This window comes from Curtobacterium sp. A7_M15 (assembly GCF_030705415.1).
GTDB lineage: Bacteria > Actinomycetota > Actinomycetes > Actinomycetales > Microbacteriaceae > Curtobacterium.
Map to the genome: position 1 here is coordinate 1 of NZ_JAUZED010000072.1, position 17775 is coordinate 17775.

At 72.1% G+C, this 17775-nt stretch carries 15 protein-coding genes; 7 read left to right on the forward strand and 8 right to left on the reverse strand.

What is annotated here, in order from left to right; translation table 11 throughout:
• Nucleotides 1-183: 183 nt before the first annotated feature.
• Genes Q7F20_RS12870 through purE form a run of 3 tightly spaced genes read left to right on the forward strand, consistent with a single transcriptional unit; the run spans nucleotide 184 to nucleotide 3211 of the window.
• Nucleotides 184-1548 (forward strand): glycoside hydrolase family 6 protein, encoded by a 1365-nt coding sequence (locus Q7F20_RS12870; protein WP_305740478.1) that lies wholly within the window; start codon nucleotides 184-186, stop codon nucleotides 1546-1548.
• 28 nt (nucleotides 1549-1576) lie between these two features.
• The gene (locus Q7F20_RS12875) at nucleotides 1577-2689 is read left to right on the forward strand and encodes a hypothetical protein (RefSeq protein ID WP_305740479.1); all 1113 of its coding nucleotides are present in this window, start codon (nucleotides 1577-1579) and stop codon (nucleotides 2687-2689) included.
• A 9-nt stretch (nucleotides 2690-2698) separates the two neighbouring features.
• Nucleotides 2699-3211 carry a 5-(carboxyamino)imidazole ribonucleotide mutase gene (purE, locus tag Q7F20_RS12880; protein WP_305740480.1) on the forward strand — a complete coding sequence of 171 codons (513 nt, stop codon included), beginning with the start codon at nucleotides 2699-2701 and terminating at the stop codon, nucleotides 3209-3211.
• A 30-nt stretch (nucleotides 3212-3241) separates the two neighbouring features.
• Here purE and Q7F20_RS12885 read toward each other — a convergent pair whose 3' ends face one another.
• Nucleotides 3242-4384: a glycosyltransferase family 1 protein gene (locus Q7F20_RS12885; RefSeq protein ID WP_305740481.1), complete on the reverse strand. Its 1143-nt coding sequence runs from the start codon at nucleotides 4382-4384 to the stop codon at nucleotides 3242-3244.
• A gap of 57 nt (nucleotides 4385-4441) precedes the next feature.
• Nucleotides 4442-5497: a lysylphosphatidylglycerol synthase transmembrane domain-containing protein gene (locus Q7F20_RS12890; RefSeq protein WP_305740482.1), complete on the reverse strand. Its 1056-nt coding sequence runs from the start codon at nucleotides 5495-5497 to the stop codon at nucleotides 4442-4444.
• Between the two features lie 29 nt (nucleotides 5498-5526).
• Here Q7F20_RS12890 and Q7F20_RS12895 point away from each other — a divergent pair, with 29 nt between their 5' ends.
• Nucleotides 5527-6705 (forward strand): glycosyltransferase family 4 protein, encoded by a 1179-nt coding sequence (locus Q7F20_RS12895; RefSeq protein ID WP_305740483.1) that lies wholly within the window; start codon nucleotides 5527-5529, stop codon nucleotides 6703-6705.
• A 124-nt stretch (nucleotides 6706-6829) separates the two neighbouring features.
• Here Q7F20_RS12895 and Q7F20_RS12900 read toward each other — a convergent pair whose 3' ends face one another.
• From Q7F20_RS12900 to Q7F20_RS12925, 6 genes are read right to left on the reverse strand one after another with little or no spacing between them, the layout of a single operon-like run.
• A complete protein-coding gene (locus Q7F20_RS12900) occupies nucleotides 6830-8959 on the reverse strand; it encodes an acyltransferase family protein (RefSeq protein WP_305740484.1) in 2130 nt (709 codons plus the stop codon).
• Between the two features lie 59 nt (nucleotides 8960-9018).
• Nucleotides 9019-10050 (reverse strand): NAD(P)-dependent oxidoreductase, encoded by a 1032-nt coding sequence (locus tag Q7F20_RS12905; protein WP_305740485.1) that lies wholly within the window; start codon nucleotides 10048-10050, stop codon nucleotides 9019-9021.
• The gene (rfbD, locus tag Q7F20_RS12910; protein WP_305740486.1) at nucleotides 10047-10898 is read right to left on the reverse strand and encodes a dTDP-4-dehydrorhamnose reductase; all 852 of its coding nucleotides are present in this window, start codon (nucleotides 10896-10898) and stop codon (nucleotides 10047-10049) included. The genes Q7F20_RS12905 and rfbD overlap by 4 nt, the downstream gene beginning before the upstream one ends.
• A gap of 14 nt (nucleotides 10899-10912) precedes the next feature.
• Complete coding sequence (rfbB, locus tag Q7F20_RS12915; RefSeq protein ID WP_070418472.1) at nucleotides 10913-11899, reverse strand: dTDP-glucose 4,6-dehydratase; 987 nt, start codon at nucleotides 11897-11899, stop codon at nucleotides 10913-10915.
• Nucleotides 11896-13479 (reverse strand): DUF2142 domain-containing protein, encoded by a 1584-nt coding sequence (locus Q7F20_RS12920; RefSeq protein ID WP_305740487.1) that lies wholly within the window; start codon nucleotides 13477-13479, stop codon nucleotides 11896-11898. The genes rfbB and Q7F20_RS12920 overlap by 4 nt, the downstream gene beginning before the upstream one ends.
• Nucleotides 13469-14410 carry a glycosyltransferase family 2 protein gene (locus Q7F20_RS12925; protein WP_305740488.1) on the reverse strand — a complete coding sequence of 314 codons (942 nt, stop codon included), beginning with the start codon at nucleotides 14408-14410 and terminating at the stop codon, nucleotides 13469-13471. Before Q7F20_RS12925 ends, Q7F20_RS12920 begins: the two co-directional genes overlap by 11 nt.
• Before the next feature lie 85 nt (nucleotides 14411-14495).
• Between Q7F20_RS12925 and Q7F20_RS12930 the strand changes: the two genes are divergently transcribed.
• The 3 genes from Q7F20_RS12930 to Q7F20_RS12940 form a co-directional block, all read left to right on the forward strand.
• A complete protein-coding gene (locus Q7F20_RS12930; RefSeq protein WP_305740489.1) occupies nucleotides 14496-15104 on the forward strand; it encodes a dTDP-4-dehydrorhamnose 3,5-epimerase family protein in 609 nt (202 codons plus the stop codon).
• A 12-nt stretch (nucleotides 15105-15116) separates the two neighbouring features.
• Nucleotides 15117-15980: a glucose-1-phosphate thymidylyltransferase RfbA gene (rfbA, locus tag Q7F20_RS12935; protein ID WP_305740490.1), complete on the forward strand. Its 864-nt coding sequence runs from the start codon at nucleotides 15117-15119 to the stop codon at nucleotides 15978-15980.
• Nucleotides 15981-15989: 9 nt separating this feature from the next.
• Nucleotides 15990-17775, forward strand: a 1786-nt coding sequence (locus tag Q7F20_RS12940; protein WP_305740491.1) for a glycosyltransferase, incomplete at its 3' end; no start/stop codon positions are given.

Sequence of the window (17775 nt, forward strand, 5' to 3'; positions counted from 1 at the left end):
GGCGGGGGGGGGCCCCCCCCCGCGCCTCCCGTCCGCCGTCTGGTCGGTTCTGACGTCCGCCCGGACGGTCCGCAGAAGAGCGGACACCCCCTCGGGTGGCACCCGATCTGGCGTGTGTACCGCCGCGCGCGTGCGTGTTCCCATGGACGGGTCAGGGGTCCGCCGTCCACCAGGGAGTTCGTCATGCGCCGCGTCAGTGCGTTCGCCACCACGGGAGCGGTGGGTGCGTTCGTCGCGCTCGCCGCCGGAACGCTCACACCGACCAGTGCCGTCGCGGCGACCAGCGTCACGACGATCCGTGCCGCAGCGTCGTCGTCCCTCTACGCCTCGGGTCCCTACCGGTCCGACACGAGCGAGGCCGCGAAGCAGGCGACCGCCCTCGCGACGAGCGACCCGAGCGGGGCGGCCGCGGCGCAGACCATCGCGAAGTACCCGGTCGCCATCTGGCTCGGGGACTGGACGCAGGGGGCCACGTTGACGCGGACCATCGACCAGGCGATCGCCGGTGCCGAGCGCACGGGGAGGACCGCGGTCTTCGTGACGTACGCCATCCCGCAGCGCGACTGCGGCGGTTACTCCGCGGGCGGCTTCGACGAGGCGACCTACGACGCATGGGTCGACCAGATCGTCGCCCGCGTGGCAGGGCACCGCGCCGCGGTGATCGTCGAGCCGGACTCCCTGGCGATGCTGAGCAACACCGCGTGCAGCGACACCCTCGACGCCCAGCGGTACCGCATCCTCGCCCGAGAGGTCGCTGCCTTCACGGCCGCCGGCGTGCCGGCGTACCTCGACGCGGGGAACTCGAACTGGGTCCCGCCGGCGGTGATGGCGTCCCGGCTGAACAGCGCCGGGGTGCAGCGCGCGCGGGGCTTCTTCACGAACGTCGCGAACTACTACCCGACCGCGCAGGAGCAGGCGTACGCCGAGAAGGTGTCCGCGGCCACCGGCGGCTCCCACTACGTGATCGACACCTCCCGCAACGGCCAGGGCTGGCGCGGCACCTGGTGCAACGGCCCCGGCTCCGGGCTCGGCACCACTCCGCGGGTGGTCTCCGACGGCTCCGGACTCGACGCGCTGCTGTGGGTGAAGACCCCGGGTGCGAGTGACGGCACGTGCAACGGCGGGCCGGCAGCGGGGAAGTGGTGGTCCGCGTTCGCGAAGTCCCTCGTGGCGAACGCTCGCCTCGGGACACCGGTCGCCACGGCTGCTCCGGCCCGAACGGCTCCGTCCGTCGCGCCGACCGCGCACCGGGACCGGGTCACATCGAGCGCGAAGCGGCGCGTGACCGTGTCGGGGTGGACGTTCGACCGTGACGACCTGACGAAGCCGGTCACCGTGCGCGTCACGGTCGGCGGGAAGGTGGTGGGGACCGCCACGGCGAACACCTCGCGGCCCGACGTGGACCGGGTGCACCGGGTGGGACGGAACCACGGCTTCCAGGCGACCGTGGCGGTCTCGAGCGGGAAGCGGAGCGTCTGCCTGACGGCGGTCGGGATCGGCCGCGGCGGGGACACCTCGATGGGGTGCACGACCGTCACGGTGCGCTGACCCGGCCGGACCGCGGGAGGATGGGCGCATGCCGCGTGATCTCGTCCGCCGTGCCGCCCGCCGACTCCGACGCTCCCTGACCGGGGCTCGACCGACCCCCGTGACCGAGCCCGTGCGCCTGCCGGTCCTCGGCTACGTCGTGGCCGGCGGCGGCGGGGCGCACCCGGCCTCGGCGCACGTGCGGGTCGTCCGCCGCACCGAACACCTGGCTCGGACCGGTACCGCCGAGATCCGGCAGGTCGACCCCGTCGCGTTCGTCGACGGCACCGACACCACCGGCTACCAGGTCGTCCTCGTGCAGCGTGACGCCCTGCCACGAGACCTCGTCGCACCGTTCCTCGCCGCCGCCGCCGAGCGCCGGACCCGCACGGCCGCCGAGGTCGACGACGACTTCTTCACCGAGTCCGGCCGGGACCGGCTCGCCCGGGCCGAGTACGACCCGGACCGGCTGGCCTCGATCGACGCCCTCGTGCGCGGGGCCGACCTCGTGGTCGTCAGCACCGACGAACTCGCGGCCCTCGTGCGACCGCTCGCGCACCGGGTCGTGGTGGTCCGGAACGCCCTGGACCCGACGATCTGGACCCCGGGGGAGCCGGTCACGGACGACGATCGCCCGGCGGACGAGCACCGGGTCCTCTACATGGGCACGCTCACCCACGGTGCCGACCTCGCGCTGCTCCGGGACGTCTTCACGGACCTGACCGCGCCGGACGGGACGCCGATCCGTCTCGAGGTGATCGGCGTGACCGAGGACGCCGACGAGCCCTCCTGGTACCGCCGTGTCGAGGTGCCCGACGGGCACTACCCGGCCTTCGCCCGGTGGTTGGTCGACCACCGGGAGCGCTGGCGCGCCGGTGTGGCGCCACTGCGTGACGAGGAGTTCAACCGGGCGAAGAGCGACCTCAAGGCGCTCGAGTACACCGCCCTCGGGCTCCCCGCCGTCGTCTCCGACCGGCCGTCCTACCGCGATGCGCGCGGGCACGGCGTCGTGGCCGTCCCGGACGACGTCGGAGCATGGCGCGACGCGGTGCGCGGTGCCGTCGCCGCCGGGACAGCCGATCCGGCAGCCACCCGCTGGGTCCGCGACGAACGGACCATCGGCGAGGACGGGGACGCCTGGAGGTCCGCCCTGCTCGACTAGGCTCGTCGCGTGACCGACACCGCAGCCCCCGTCCAGCCGCTCGTCTCGATCATCATGGGTTCGGACTCAGACTGGCCCACCATGCGCGCCGCGGCGGACATGCTGACCGAGCTCGGGATCCCGTTCGAGGCCGACGTCGTGTCCGCCCACCGCACCCCCGACAAGATGACGCGGTTCGCCCGTGGCGCCGCAGCCCGGGGCATCCGCGTGGTGATCGCCGGCGCCGGTGGCGCAGCGCACCTGCCGGGCATGGTCGCCTCGATGACGACCCTGCCCGTGATCGGGGTCCCCGTGCAGCTCGCGCGCCTCGACGGCCTCGACTCGCTGCTCTCCATCGTGCAGATGCCCGCCGGCATCCCGGTCGCGACGATGGCGATCAACGGGGCCGCGAACGCCGGACTCCTCGCCGCGCGGATCATCGGCTCGGCCGACCCCGCGATCGCAGGGCGCCTGGGCGAGTACGCCGAGGGGCTCGAGCAGCTCGTCGAGGAGAAGGCGCAGCGCCTGCGCGACTCGCTCTAGTCACGCACCGCGCCGGGACGTGCGCGACCGCTACAGGTCGGCGTGCAGCTGCCAGGTCTCGGCGGCGGAGTCCGCCCAGTCGTACATGCGCGCCCGGTCCGGTCCCGCGACGGCAAGCTGACCGGCGAGCAGCGGATCGTTCACGACCTGGTAGACCGCCTGCGCCAGCCGCTCCGGGTAGGAGTCACGCGGATCGCGTGCGACCGTCACGCCCGCGTCCGACGCGACCTCGCGCACGGCGTCGTCGTCCGAGTGCACGACGGGCGTGCCGAAGCTCATCGCCTCGATGACGGGCAGCCCGAACCCCTCGGCGAGGCTCGGGAACACGAACACCGTCGCGCGGTCGTACGCCACGGCGAGGTCCTGGTCGTCGATCCGACCGAGCACCTTCACGCGGTCGCGCGAGAGTCCCGCACGCTCTGCGGTGCCGTACACGTCGACGTCGCCCCAGCCGTCCGGGCCGGCGATGACGAGCGGGACGTCCGCGGGGGCGTCCGGGTGCGCCATCGCCTCGATCAGGTACTGCAGGCCCTTCCGGGGCTCGAGCGTCCCGACCGCGAGCACGTAGCGCTCCGGCAGGCCGAGCCGTTCGGCACGGAGGTCGGCGTCCACGGGGGTCCGCAGTCGCCCGCTCGGCGCACCGCCGATCACGCGGAGCCGCTCGTCGAAGCGGTGGATGCCGTTCAGGGTGGCGGCGACCGCGTGGGTCGGCACGACGACGGCGTCGGCGTGCTTCCACGCGCGCTTCACCATCGCACGGTGGAAGTGCACCCCGCGGGGCGTGAGGGTCTCGGGGTGGGTCCACGGCACGGTGTCGTGCACGGTCACCACCGTCTGCCGACCGGGATCGCTGAAGCGGTCGTGCTTCACGAGCGGCGCGAGGACGCTCGGTGAGTGCACCATGCCGCGTCCGACGCCGCCGACGAACCCGCCCTGCCACGCGAGCGAGAGCTCGCGGCGGGGGAGTGCCAGACGGTCGAGGTCACCGAGGCCGGGGAGCAGCGTGCGGATGTGTGCGAGCTCGTCCTTGCCGACGGCCGACACGATCCCGGCGACGTCGGCGCCGTCCGGAGCCCCGGCGATGAGGTGGCGCGTGAGTTCTTCGGCGTACCGACCGATGCCGCCGGGGACGGGGGCGACGATCTGGTCCACGACGACGTGGAGTGTTGTCATGCGGTGCGCCTCCTCGTGGTGCTGTGGTGCGCACTGCGCGGCCGGAAGCCGACCATATCAGTCCGCGCGGGGAGGGACCGGGGCGCTGGATCGGGGCGCGGCGGCGGCCGTCACACGGCGGTGCCGGGCGGCGAGGGCGGCCCCGACACCGGCGAGCACGACGTCGCCGATGGTCATGAAGACCCGGCTGATGACGGCGAGCGCGAGCGGGGCGGACCCCCCGGCGACGCTGCCGAGCAGGAGCACGAGGATGCCCTCGCGCGGGCCGATGCCGGCCGGGGCGATGACGACGATGAAGCCGACGAGCCACGCGACGGCGTAGGCCCCGACGGCCACCGGGAAGAGCGTCGGCGAGTCCGCGCCGAACACGCGCAGGACGACCGTCGCCTGGACGCCGTAGGCGATCCACATGACGAGCGACCAGACGAGCGACATGACCGTGCCGGACCAGGTCAGCGCGGTGTCCTGCGCCGGGCGGCGCAGCACGCGGAACGCGATCTGGATGAGCCGGCCGAGCACCGGCGGGGTGAGGCACACCAGACCGACCAGGATCACCGGGATGAGCCACCAGAAGGTCGCGAACCCGGTCGAGGACGACAGCAGGACCGCGACGATCCCGACGATCGCGGCCGTCACCATGCTGACGAGCATCGACGCGAGGGCGGCGACCGCGCTGCCGGTGCGCTGCAGCCCGTGCGCGCGGCCGAGCTCGGCCTGGGCGGCGATCGACCACACGCCGCCGGGGATGTACTTGCCGAGCTGGCCGACGAAGAAGATCGAGGACGCCGCGGCCAGGCGGACCCGATACCCGCTGGCGGCCATCATCGCGCGCCAGGACAGCATGTTCGCGACGAGGGCGACGATGGTGAAGACGATGCCGACGACGACGGTGAGGGCGTCGAGCCGCACGAAGTCACGGGCGATGTCGTCCCACTGCTTCGCGATGCTCCACACGAGGAACACGACGGCCACGACGGCGGCCACCCACTTCACGACGGTGAGCACGCGAGCGCGCCGACCGGTCGTCGGCACCGCGCCCGTGGCGACGTCGGAGGTGGTGTCGAGCGGGTCCGGTGACCCTGCGGCCGACCCCGTAGGCTGTTGTGCGTCCATCGACCGACAACTCTAAGGGAGCGCGCTGGATGCGACCCGATCCGGATCCCCGTCCGACCCTCCTCGTCGCCGCCTCGACGTTCCCGGCCGAGGCCGGCGACGGCACGCCCGGCTTCGTCCTCGACCTCGCGACCGCGCTGTCGGACGAGTACCGAGTCGTCGTCGTCGCCCCGATGACGAAGGGCGCCCGAGCGCACCAGCGGATCGGCGACGTCGAGGTCCGTCGGTACGGGTACTTCCCGGCCCGGTGGCGCGACCTGGCCGACGGCGCGATCATCGACAACCTCAAGGCGAAGAAGTCCCGCTGGCTCCAGGTCCCGTTCTTCTTCGTGTCGATGGCGGCCGCGCTCCGCCGAGAGCGCCGCCGCTCGCAGCCGGACGTCGCCCTGCTGCACTGGATCATCCCGCAGGGCGCCGTCGGGCAGCTCGTGCTCGGCGACCTGCCGCGCGTCGTGACCACGCTCGGTGGCGACCTCTACGCGCTGCGCAACCCGGTCCTCCAGCGGGTCAAGCGCTCCGTGATCGCGAGCGCCGCGTCCGTCACCTGCATGAGCACCGACATGGCGCGCGAACTCGGCAAGCTCGGTGCCCGCGACGACCAGGTGCACGTCGTGCCGATGGGCGTCGACCTCGAGCCGATCACCCGCGCGGTCGCCCGCGAGACCCGTGTTCCCGGCCGCGTGCTCTTCGTCGGCCGACTCGTCGAGAAGAAGGGTGCGATCGTCCTCCTCGACGCGCTCGAGCGGATGGCCGAGCAGCCGACCGAGGTCGCGGTCGTCGGCGACGGTCCGCTCCGCGCCCAGCTCGAGGCGCGTGCCGGGGCCGCCGTCACGTTCCTCGGCGCCCGCGGGAAGGAAGACCTCGCGTCCGAGTACGCCAAGGCGGGCATCGCGCTCTACCCGTCGGTCCCCGCGGCGAACGGTGACCGTGACGGCCTGCCCGTCGCCCTGCTCGAGGCGATGTCCGCCGGCTGCGCGATCGTCGCATCGGCCGTTCCCGGCATCGTCGACGTCATCGAGGACGGCGTGAACGGTCTGCTCGTCGAGCCCGGCGACGCCGCGGCGCTCGCCGCGGCCGTCGACCGCCTGCTGGCCGACCCCGAGCTCGCCGAGCGCCTCGGGCGCGCCGCTGCCCAGACGGCTGCCGCGCACACCGTGGACGCGGTCGGTGACCGCTACCGCGAACTGCTGGCGGCCGCGCGCCGCTGACGCGCGGTCCTGCCTGCCAGGAGGTGGGCCCCACCAGCCGGTTCCGGCGCACCGCGCCAGCGGGGTGACGGCCGTGCCTGGAGGGACGGTGCCAGCTGGCACCGGGCCTCCTGGACCGCATCGGTCACCGTGCGAACGACGCGAGCTTCCGCTGCAGCTGCTGGTCGATGTACGGCTCGAGTGACTTCGCCCAGGTCCCCGTGATGTGGCTCGTGTCGCGGTAGACGAGCACGCCGCCGATCACGGCGGGGCAGGTGGTGTCCGTGCAGTAGTACTTCGTCAGGTCGAGGACGCTGCCGGTGCCACCGGCCGCGGTGAACTCCGCCATCGCCTCGGCCGACGAGTCCGTCTGGGCGAGGGCCACCGACCGTGGGTTGTCGCAGGACGAGTCCGTCGGGCCGGTCATCCGGCTCACGCACGCCACGACGTCGCGTCGGGGCACCGGGTTGTCGCGCACGGCGATCACCGGCAGGTCGTCGCCCGCGGCCTGCTGCCAGGCGTCGACGAGCCCGGCGCGGGTGGCGTCGTCGCGCTGCTGGCCCTCGGGGACGTCGACCGGCATCTGGGTCGTCGAGTGCGCGACGACCAGGGCGTCGGCGTCCCGGTGCTGCTTCACGAACGCGATCGCCTGCTGCTTCCAGCGGTCGCAGCCGCGGCCCGAGGCCGGGCTCAGGGACTGCTGGTGCGCCGTCGTCAGGTAGCACCCGCCGATGCCGGCGAGGTCGATGCGCCAGCCGTTCTTCGCCGCGAGGTCGCGGTAGACGCCGAGCAGGGTGTTGCTGTGCGAGTCACCGATGACGAGCAGGTGCTTCGTGTAGCCGGTGCTCTTGCCGAGCACGCACGTCTCGAAGCGACCGCTCCAGCACTTCTTGATGTTCGGGTCCGACTCGTCGGGTGACGGGTTCGGATCGTCCTCCTTGGCGGCGGAGGGGGCGGGGACGCGGACGTCCGCGAGCTTCGGGTCGACGCAGGGCTTCGGCGCGCTGATCAGCGCGGCGGCGCCGAAGCACGAGACCTCGCCGTCCTGCAGGCGCTTGGTGAAGGTCGCGGCCTGGACCTCCTGCACGTGCACCGCGGTCAGTGTCGAGACGCCGAGCGCCGCGACGAGCACCGTGCAGACGACACCGAACACCGCGACACGGCGTGGACGGAGCGAGCGCACCCACCCGGAGAACCGCAGGGGCTCTTCGAACCACACGGTCGTGACGGCGGCGAGGACGAGCGAGACCACCAGGACGGCGATCTTGCTCTTCCAGCCGAGCGGATGGTCGAGCCAGATCGGCACGATGACGACGAGCGGCCAGTGCCAGAGGTAGAGCGAGTACGAGATGCGGCCGACGAACGCGATCGGTCGGACGGCACCGAGGAGCTCGAACAGCGTGCCGGCGCCGAACGTCACCATCAGGGTGGCGCCGACGACGGGGAGCGCGGCGGCGATGCCGGGGAAGGGTGTCGTCGGGGTGATCACGACGAGCGAGGCCAGCAGGGCGAGGGCGCCGACGACCGCCGCACCCGAGCGGACCGCCCGGGCGACGACCGTCCGCGGTGCCGGCAGGGCCACGGTCGCGGCGAGCCCGCCGAGCGCGAACTCCCACGCGCGGGTCGCCGTCGAGAAGTAGGCGACACCGGGGTTCGTGTTCGTCTGCACGATGCACCAGACGAGCGAGACCACGACGACGGTCCCGAGCAGGACCCGTGCGGTGGTGACGGGGGAGAACCGCTTGCGCACGACCAGCGTGAGCAGGAGCAGCAGGAGGGGCAGCGCGATGTAGAACTGCTCCTCGACCGAGAGCGACCAGAAGTGCTGGAACGGCGAGGCCTGGTTGTCGGCGTCGAGGTAGTCGACCGAGCTCGCCGCCAGCTCCCAGTTCTGCGCGTAGACCGTCGAGGCGATCAGCTCGCGGCCGTACTGCGACCACAGCGCGCTCGGGACGACGAGGAGCACCGCGGCGCCCGTCGCGAGGATCGTCAGGAAGGCCCCTGGGAGCAGTCGCTTCGCGCGGCGGGACCAGAACTGCGCGAGCCGGATCCGGCCGGTCGACAGCTGCTCGCGCAGCAGGTGGCCGGTGATGAGGTAACCGGAGATGACGAAGAAGACGTCGACGCCCACGAACCCGCCGTGCAGCCGGTTCGGCCACAGGTGGTACACGACGACGGCGAGGACTGCGAACGCGCGGAGCCCCTGGATGTCCCAGCGGGTGGTGTCCCGGGCGCGGTGTGCGGGCCCGCGCGGGTCCTCGGTTGCAGTGCTCACTGGCGAAATCCTACGAGTCGGCGTGCTGTCCCCCGAATCCGACGCGGCTTCGGGGGCGTTCAGGTCCGGGCGGCGCGCAGGGCGTCGACGGTGTTGCGGACGCCCTGGGCGAAGTCGGTGAAGTCGCGGGCATCGACCGACGGCAGGACCCGCGAGGCGAACCGGAGGTCGAGCCCCTGGTAGGTCGCCGAGGGGTCGGCGCCGTGGCGGACGTCGAGCGGTTCCCCGAAGGCGTCCTCGACCGCCGCGACGACCTCGGTGATGGTGGCGCTGCGGCCGGAGGCGAAGATCTTCGTGACGGCGGCGCCTGCGGTACCGGGGTTCGCTGCCTCGACCGCGTCCATCGCGTCCAGCACCATGGCAGCCGCGTCGTCGATGTAGAGGTAGTCCCGTGTCGTCTCCGTCGGCACGTAGATCGACGACGGCCGGCCCTCGAGGTGCGCGAGCGCCAGCTGCGACACGAGCCCCTGCGCCTTGCCGAGGTTCGCGCCCGGCCCGTACAGGTTCGAGAAGCGCCCGACCAGCAGCCGTGCACCGGTCGTCCGGGCCCAGGCGCGGAACCGCTCCTCGGACGCGAGCTTCGACCGGCCGTACGGCGCGAGCGGCGCGGGCTCGGAGTCCTCGTCGAACGGTGCCGGGGACGACCCCGCGTACACGGCACCGGCCGAGGACGCGAAGAAGAGCGTCCCCGGAGCGGCATCGTCGCCCGCGAGGGTCTCGAGGACCCGGGCGATGAGCTGCTGCTCGGCCTCGAACACCTCGGCCCCGGTCGCGACGACCCCGGTCCCGGCGCACCAGACGACGCGCCACGGGGAGTCGGGCGTGCGGACGCCCCGGATCGCGGTGACGAGGGCGTCCACGGCGGCGTCCTGGTCGTCCCAGGGCACCGAGGCCGCGCGGACGGGGGCTGCCGAGGTCGTGCCGGGGGCTCCGGCCGCCGCTCCTCGCGCCGGGGTCGTGTCGGCCGCTGCCGCGTCGGCCGCGGGTACGTCCGCCGCTGCTGCAGCGTCCACTGCTGCGCGTCGGACGGCGCGCCCGAGGAAGCCGCCGGAACCGACGACGACCGTCGCCGGGGTCGTCGAGGCCGTCACGCTGCGAAGACCCCGGCGGCCGTCGCCGCGTGCAGTGCATCGCGCCAATCGCGCATCGGCGCCAGACCGGCACGGGCCCAGCCGTCGTGCCCGAGCACGCTGTAGGCCGGACGCGGTGCCGCGCGCACGAACGCGGCGCTGTCGGTCGGCAGGACGCGTTCCGGGTCGAGCCCGTTCTCGGCGAAGATCGCCTTCGTGAAGTCGTACCAGGACCCCTGGCCCGAGTTCGTCCCGTGGTAGATGCCCGCGGGTGCTTCGGCGTCCACGAGCGCGACGATGCGCGCCGCGAGGTCACCGGTCCACGTCGGTTGCCCCACCTGGTCGGTCACGACGGACACGGTCTCGTGCGTCTGCGCGAGCCGGAGCATCGTCGCGGCGAAGTTCGGCCCGTGCGCGCCGTAGATCCAGGCGGTCCGCACGATGTACGACGAGTCCGGGGCGATCCGGCGCACGTGCGCCTCGCCCTCGGCCTTGGTCCGGCCGTACGCGTTCAGCGGGTCGGTCGGGGCGTCCTCGGCGTACGGTGCCGTGCCGTTGCCGTCGAACACGTAGTCCGTCGAGATCGTCACGAGCTTCGCGCCGTGCCGGACGGCGGCCTCGGCGAGGAGCTTCGGACCGGTCGCGTTCACCGCGGCGGCGTCCGACTCGTGCGTCTCGGCGTCGTCGACCTTCGTGTACGCGGCCGAGTTGATCACGACGTCGTGGCCGGCGACGGCGGCGTCGACCGCGTCGGGGTCCGTGATGTCGAGGTCGGCGCGTCCGAGCGCGGTGACGTCACGACCCTGCAGCGCGAGCTGCAGGTCGCGACCGAGCATGCCGGCGGCGCCGGTGATCAGGGTGCGGGTCATCGTGGCGTCCGGGCTCAGGCGAGCGCGGCGCGCTCCTTGAGGGGCTCCCACCACGCGCGGTTGTCGCGGTACCACTGGACGACGTCGGCGAGACCCTGCTCGAACGGCACCTGCGGCTCGTAGCCGAGCTCGGCCTGGATCTTCGAGATGTCGACCGAGTAGCGCAGGTCGTGGCCGAGGCGGTCGGCGACGCGGTCGACGTACGACCAGTCCTTGCCGGTCGCGTCGAGCAGCAGCTGGGTGAGCTCCTTGTTCGTGAGCTCGGTGCCGCCGCCGATGTTGTAGATCTCGCCCGCGCGGCCCTTGGTCAGCACGAGCGCGATGCCGCGGGTGTGGTCGTCGACGTGCAGCCAGTCGCGGATGTTGTTGCCCTCGCCGTACAGCGGGACGTGCTTGTCGTCGATGAGGTTCGTGACGAAGAGCGGGATGACCTTCTCGGGGAAGTGGTACGGCCCGTAGTTGTTCGAGCAGCGCGTGATCGAGAGGTTCAGGCCGTGGGTGCGGTGGTAGCTGCGGGCGAGCAGGTCGCTGCCGGCCTTCGACGCCGAGTACGGCGAGTTCGGCTCGAGCGGGCGCTCCTCGTCCCACGAGCCCTCGCTGATGGAGCCGTAGACCTCGTCGGTGGAGACGTGGACGAAGCGCTCGGTGCCGTGCCGGAGCGCGGCGTCGAGCAGGCGCTGGGTGCCGACGACGTTCGTCTCGACGAAGATGCCGGAGTCTCGGACCGACCGGTCGACGTGCGACTCGGCGGCGAAGTGCACGATGGCGTCGATGCCGGGGATGACCTCGTCGAGCTTCGCTGCGTCGCGGATGTCGCCCTGCACGAAGGTGTACCGCGGCGAGTCCGCGACGGGGGCGAGGTTCTCGAGGTTTCCCGAGTAGGTCAGGGCGTCGTAGACGACGACCTCGGCGCCCTCGAGTCCGGGGTACGCGTCCTGCAGGGTGCGACGGACGAAGTTCGAGCCGATGAAGCCGGCTCCGCCGGTGACGAGGATCTTCACGAGGTCAGGTTCCTTTTCGGAGTCGGTGACGTTGGATCGATGGACGAGTGTAGCGGGGCGTCCCGGAGCACCAGGTTCCGCCGGGCCTCGACGAGCGCCCAGACCACCGCCACGGCGGCGAGGAGCAGCACCATGACGAAGCCGTAGCGGCCCGCCGGCGTCAGGTTCACGAGCCGACCGAGCCCGGCGACGGTGACCTGCAGGTGGGTCGCCTCGTAGAAGCCGCGGTAGGCGACCGTGAGGCCGTAGAGCCCGATCACGGGGAAGCCCCAGAGCGCGAACGACCCGACGCGGCCGCGCTCGGGTGCGCTCGTCACGAGGTTCCGCCACGCGACCGCGCTCACGGCGATGAGCGGGACGAGCCCGATGAACAGGTAGCGACCCTGCGCGCCCGCGATGAGCTGCGTGTCGTCGTACGAGGCGAAGTTGTTCTGCAGCTGGATGACGAGCGTCAGCGCCGGCAGGATCAGCAGCACGATCGCGGTGCTGCGCTGCGCGGTGCGACGGAACGCCCAGCCGACGATCACGGCGAGGGCGATGACGGTCAGGGAGTCCGTGAGGATCTGCGTCATCGGGTAGCGGAGCGCACCGAACTGCCCCCAGAACGACGAGGTCAGACGGTCCCACTCGACGTTCATGAACTCACCGAAGTTGGCGCTCGTCTCGCGGCCCCACGGCTTGTCCTGGCGGACGGCGCTCACGCCGTCGGGCTGGAGCGTGCCGAAGAGGACGAGGTTGCGGATCCACCACCACGATCCGGCCGCCGCGACGATCGCGCCGGCGACGGCGGTCCGACCGATGCGGGCTCCCCACGACAGGGTCCCGTGGCCGGCGACGAGCAGTGCGACGGCGACGAACGGCACGGTCGGCAGACCGGTGCCCTTCACCGAGCAGACCGCTGCGACGGCCACCCCGAGCCAGACGGCGATGCGCCAGCGGTGGTCCCCGGTGAGGGCGCGTGCGGCGAGCCAGGAGATCACGGCACCGAGCACGATGACGGGAGCGTCGTTCGTCACGGACGAGCCGATCTGCGCCAGCTGCGGCACGGCGAAGAGCGCGAGGACGCCGACGATCGCGGTGCGCGGGGAGCGCGTGACCCGTCGGACCGTCGCCCAGGTGAGGAACGGCAGCGGGAGCAGCATCACGACGTCCATCAGGCGGAGCGCCATCACGCCGATGTCCCATCGCAGGTGGAAGAACCCGATGGCCTTGAGCACGAGCGCGCCGACGCCGTAGTACGTCGGCGGGTGCTGCGACATCTGGTTGACGAAGTCGTGGTTGCCCGGGTTCTCGGCCGTGAGCTGCGCGACGGTCTCGCGGTCCGCCGCGGCGACGTTCGTCGACTGCCCCTGCTGGACGTACGTCGTCTTGAGCAGGTCCATGTCACCCGGCGCCGGCCAGCCCTTGCCGAGCGCGAGCTGTTCGGCGGCGTCGAAGTGCGCTGCCTCGTCCGGAGCCGCGAACATCGGCGTCAGGAAGGCCCACAGCGTGAGCAGCAGCGCGAATGCCGCCGTCAGTGCGATGACGGCGCGTCGTTCCCCCCGGGTCACCGGCAGTGCGGCGGTGACCTCAGTCGCCATAGCGCTGGAGCTTCTGCAGGTCGAGCTGTTCCTCGGCCAGCGTGCGGTTGAGCCGGGTGAGGTCGGCGACGACGCCGATCACCACCGCGAGGACCGCCGTGATGAGGAGCACCACGCCGAGGATGATCGACTGCAGGTGGTTCCCGCCGGTGTGCATCGCGAGCAGCACCAGGTAGCGGATCAGCGGCCAGGCGCCGAGGACGCCGAGGATCGCGGCGACCCAGGCGAAGAGCGCCATCGGACGGTACATGAGGTACACCCGGGCGATCGCGGAGCCGGACTGGAACATGTGCTGGAAGATGTTCTTGAACAGCCGGGACTCGCGCGTCTTCGGGTTCGTCGTGATCGGGATCGACGCGATCGCCAGGCGCTTGTACCCGGCCTGCACGATCGTCTCCATGCAGTAGCTGAAGCGCGTCACGATGTTGAGGCGGATGAGCGAGTACTTCGAGTACGCGCGGAACCCGCTCGCTGCGTCCGGCAGGTCGAGGCCCGCCGCGCGCGAGGCCACCCACGAGCCGAAGCGCTGCATGAGCTTCTTGAACCCGGAGAAGTGCTCGATCGTCCGGGTCTGGCGGTCGCCGATCACGATCTCGGCTTCCTTGCGGAGGATCGGCTGGACCAGCTCGGCGATGTGCGCCTGCGGGTACTGGTTGTCACCGTCGGTGTTCACGACGATGTCCGCACCGTGGAGCAGCGCGTAGTCGACGCCGTCCCGGAACGACCGGGCGAGGCCCATGTTCGTGGTGTGGTGCACGAAGTGTCGGACACCGTGCTCCTTGGCGACCTCGACCGTGCGGTCGGTGCTGCCGTCGTCGATGACCAGGATCTCGATCTCGTCGATGCCGTCGATCTGCTTCGGGATCGAGTCGATGACGCTGGCGAGGGTGTTCTCCTCGTTGAGGCAGGGGATCTGGACGAATAGCTTCACGGGCTCGCTTGGTCTCGTTTCGGGAGTCGGCAGTGCGCAGAACCATGACAGCCTATGCGAACTCGTGCCTTGCTAGGCTTCCCCGGTGCAGATCCGCGAACTGAAGATCCCCGGCGCGTGGGAGTTCACGCCCGTCCAGCACGGCGACGCACGAGGAGCATTCCTCGAGGCGTACCGTGCCGACGTCCTCGAGGAGACGGTCGGACACCCGCTCGACCTGCGGCAGGTGAACATGTCGATCTCGTCGGCCGGCGTCGCGCGGGGCATCCACTACGCCCTCGTCGCCCCGAGCCAGGCGAAGTACGTCACCGCCGTCCGCGGGGCGTTCCTCGACTACGTCGTCGACATCCGCGTCGGCTCGCCGACGTTCGGGCAGTGGGACTCGGTCCGCATCGACGACGTCGACCGCAGGGCCGTCTACCTCTCCGAGGGGCTCGGGCACGCGATCGTCGCGCTCGAGGACCAGTCGACGGTGAACTACCTGGTCAGCGCGCACTACAACCCCGAGCGCGAGAAGGGGATCACGATCCTCGACCCGACCGTGGGGCTCACCCTGCCGGACGGACTCGGCGACCCGGTCCTCTCCGAGAAGGACACCAGCGCACCGACCCTCGAGCAGGCCGCGGCCGCCGGGCTGCTCCCCACCTACGAGGAGTGCTTGGCCTACACCGAGTCCCTCCGGACGACGAAGTAACAGGAGAGAACGTTGAAGGGCATCATCCTCGCCGGGGGTTCCGGTACGCGCCTCTGGCCGATCACCAAGGGCATCAGCAAGCAGCTCATGCCGATCTACGACAAGCCGATGGTCTACTACCCGCTGTCGACACTGATGATGGCGGGCATCCGCGAGGTCCTGGTCATCACGACGCCGGAGTACAACGACCAGTTCCGCGCGCTCCTGGGTGACGGCTCGGCCCTCGGCATGGACATCCAGTACGCCGTGCAGCCGAGCCCGGACGGCCTCGCGCAGGCGTTCGTCATCGGCGAGGAGTTCATCGGCGACGACAGTGTCGCGCTGGTCCTCGGCGACAACATCTTCCACGGCACGGGACTCGGCACGAACCTCCGCAAGAACACCGAGGTCGAGGGCGCGACCATCTTCGCGTACCACGTGGCCGATCCGAAGGCGTACGGCGTCGTCGAGTTCGACGACAGCTTCACCGCGGTCTCCATCGAGGAGAAGCCGGCCGAGCCGAAGTCGAACTACGCCGTCCCCGGCCTGTACTTCTACGACAACAAGGTCATCGAGATCGCCAAGACGATCGAGCCGAGCGCCCGCGGCGAGCTCGAGATCTCGACCGTGAACGAGCGCTACCTCGACGCCGGCGAGCTCGGCGTCCAGGTCCTCGACCGTGGCACGGCCTGGCTCGACACCGGCACCTTCGAGTCGATGATGCAGGCGTCCGAGTACGTCAAGGTCATCGAGGACCGTCAGGGCTTCAAGATCGGCTGCATCGAGGAGATCGCCTGGCGCAACGGCTGGATCGACGACGCGCAGCTCGCCGACCTCGCCGCACCGCTCGTCAAGGGCGGGTACGGCGTCTACCTCCAGCGGCTGCTCGCCGCCTAGTCACACCCCGTGGCCCTCTTCCGCCGGAACCGTCGCCGTGCCGACACGGCCGGTTCCGGCGTCGGCCAGGAGGCGCGACCCACCCCGGCGACGGAGCCCGACGTCGAGCGCGTGGCCGGGTGGGACACCCCGCCACCGCTGCTCGACGTGCCGGTGACGGTGCTCGTCACGACCCGCTCGGACCGTCACGCCGAGGTCGCCCGGCTGCTCGACACCGCCCGCGAGGCATTCGGCCCCGAGGTCGACCTCCGGGCGGTGTCCTACGTCGCGGACGCCTCGCCGCGGGATCCGTTCCAGCCGGCCGTGCCGTGGGTGCGCCGCGTGCCCGTCGACGGGATCGGGTCCGCGATCAACGCCGGGGTCGCCTCCGGGGTGGGGCGGACCCTCGTGCTCGTCGACACCTCGGTCCTGCTCGACGCCACCGCGCTCGCGGCGCTCGGTCACGACGTCGGACGACCGACGCAGGCGCTGGTCACGACCCTCGAGGGTGTGCGGCGGGGCGGCGCCCGACTCGTCCGACCCGGGGCCCTCCCGTGGTCGGACGACCGAGCCGACCCCGACGACCTCGTGTTCGGCGCGGACCAGCCGGTGGTGTCGGTGCCGCAGCGGGCGCTGGTACCGGCACCGTGCCTCCTGGACGAACGCACCACGCTCACGGCGTGGACCGCTGCGGCGGCCGCGACCGTCTCGATGACCGTGCGCACCCGCGACGTGGGCTCCGTCGTCCGCACCGTCGAGCCGGGGCGCACCGTGGACGCCGACGTGGTGGACGTCGTCGCGTCCTGGCGTGACCGGACCAGGATGCCGGCCGGCTCGCTGGGGTCCGGCGTGGTCGCGGGACCGCCGCTGCCGCCGTGGGGTGCTCGTCCAGTCGTCCCGGCGCGACGTGCACGTGGAGACGGCGAGGTCCTGGCGTGGTCGATCAAGATCGCCGCCCCGGCGGGCGCCGAGGGCGACGGCTGGGGCGACGTGCACTTCGCCGCCGAGCTGGCCTCCGCCCTCGAGCGGCTGGGCCAGCGGATCCGTGTCGACCGGCGGGACGCCCACGTGCGCGACGACGACGGCGCGGACGACGTGACGCTCGTCGTGCGGGGGCTCGACCGGGTGCCGCCGAACCCGGCGTCCGTGAACCTGCTCTGGGTGATCAGCCACCCCGACGACGTGACCGACACCGAACTGCGGTCGTTCGACCAGGCGTTCGCTGCGGGCCCGGCGTGGGCAGCTGCTGCGGGCGCACGGTCGGGCGTGCCGGTCCGGACCCTGCTGCAGGCGACCGACCCGGCGGTGTTCCGCCCGGGCGTGTCGTCCGGGCCCGACACCGGCCGGGTCGTCTTCGTCGGGTCCACCCGTGGCGCCGCCCGACCCGTCGTCGCCGACGCGGTCGCCCTCCGTGCCGACCTGCGCGTGCACGGCCCGGGGTGGGAGGGCGTGGTGCCGGAGTCGTCCCTCGGGTCGCCGTCGTTGTCCCGCGCCGAGGTCGCGCGTGCCTACGCGTCCGCCCGGGTCGTGCTGAACGACCACTGGCCGGACATGGCCGCCGGGGGGTTCGTGTCGAACCGGGTGTTCGACGTCCTGGCCGCCGGGGGAGTCGTCGTCACCGATCCCGTCGTCGGGCTCGGCGAGGTGCTCGACGTGCCGACGCTGGCGGTGGCCCGGTCACGTGAGGACCTCGCGGCGTTGCTCGACCCGGCGTACCCGTGGCCCGCCGAGGCTGCGCGCGCCGAGGTGGCCGCGCGCGTCGCCGCCGAGCACTCGTTCGACGCCCGGGCGCGCGTGCTGCTCGATGCCGCGCGCG

Excerpts from the sequence above, each read along its gene's own strand:
- Q7F20_RS12870 (WP_305740478.1), top strand. The coding sequence starts at position 184 with ATGCGCCGCGTCAGTGCGTTCGCCACCACGGGAGCGGTGGGTGCGTTC.
- Q7F20_RS12875 (WP_305740479.1), top strand. The coding sequence starts at position 1,577 with ATGCCGCGTGATCTCGTCCGCCGTGCCGCCCGCCGACTCCGACGCTCC.
- Q7F20_RS12885 (WP_305740481.1), bottom strand. The coding sequence starts at position 4,384 with ATGACAACACTCCACGTCGTCGTGGACCAGATCGTCGCCCCCGTCCCC.
- Q7F20_RS12890 (WP_305740482.1), bottom strand. The coding sequence starts at position 5,497 with ATGGACGCACAACAGCCTACGGGGTCGGCCGCAGGGTCACCGGACCCG.
- Q7F20_RS12895 (WP_305740483.1), top strand. The coding sequence starts at position 5,527 with ATGCGACCCGATCCGGATCCCCGTCCGACCCTCCTCGTCGCCGCCTCG.
- rfbD (WP_305740486.1), bottom strand. The coding sequence starts at position 10,898 with ATGACCCGCACCCTGATCACCGGCGCCGCCGGCATGCTCGGTCGCGAC.
- Q7F20_RS12920 (WP_305740487.1), bottom strand. The coding sequence starts at position 13,479 with ATGGCGACTGAGGTCACCGCCGCACTGCCGGTGACCCGGGGGGAACGA.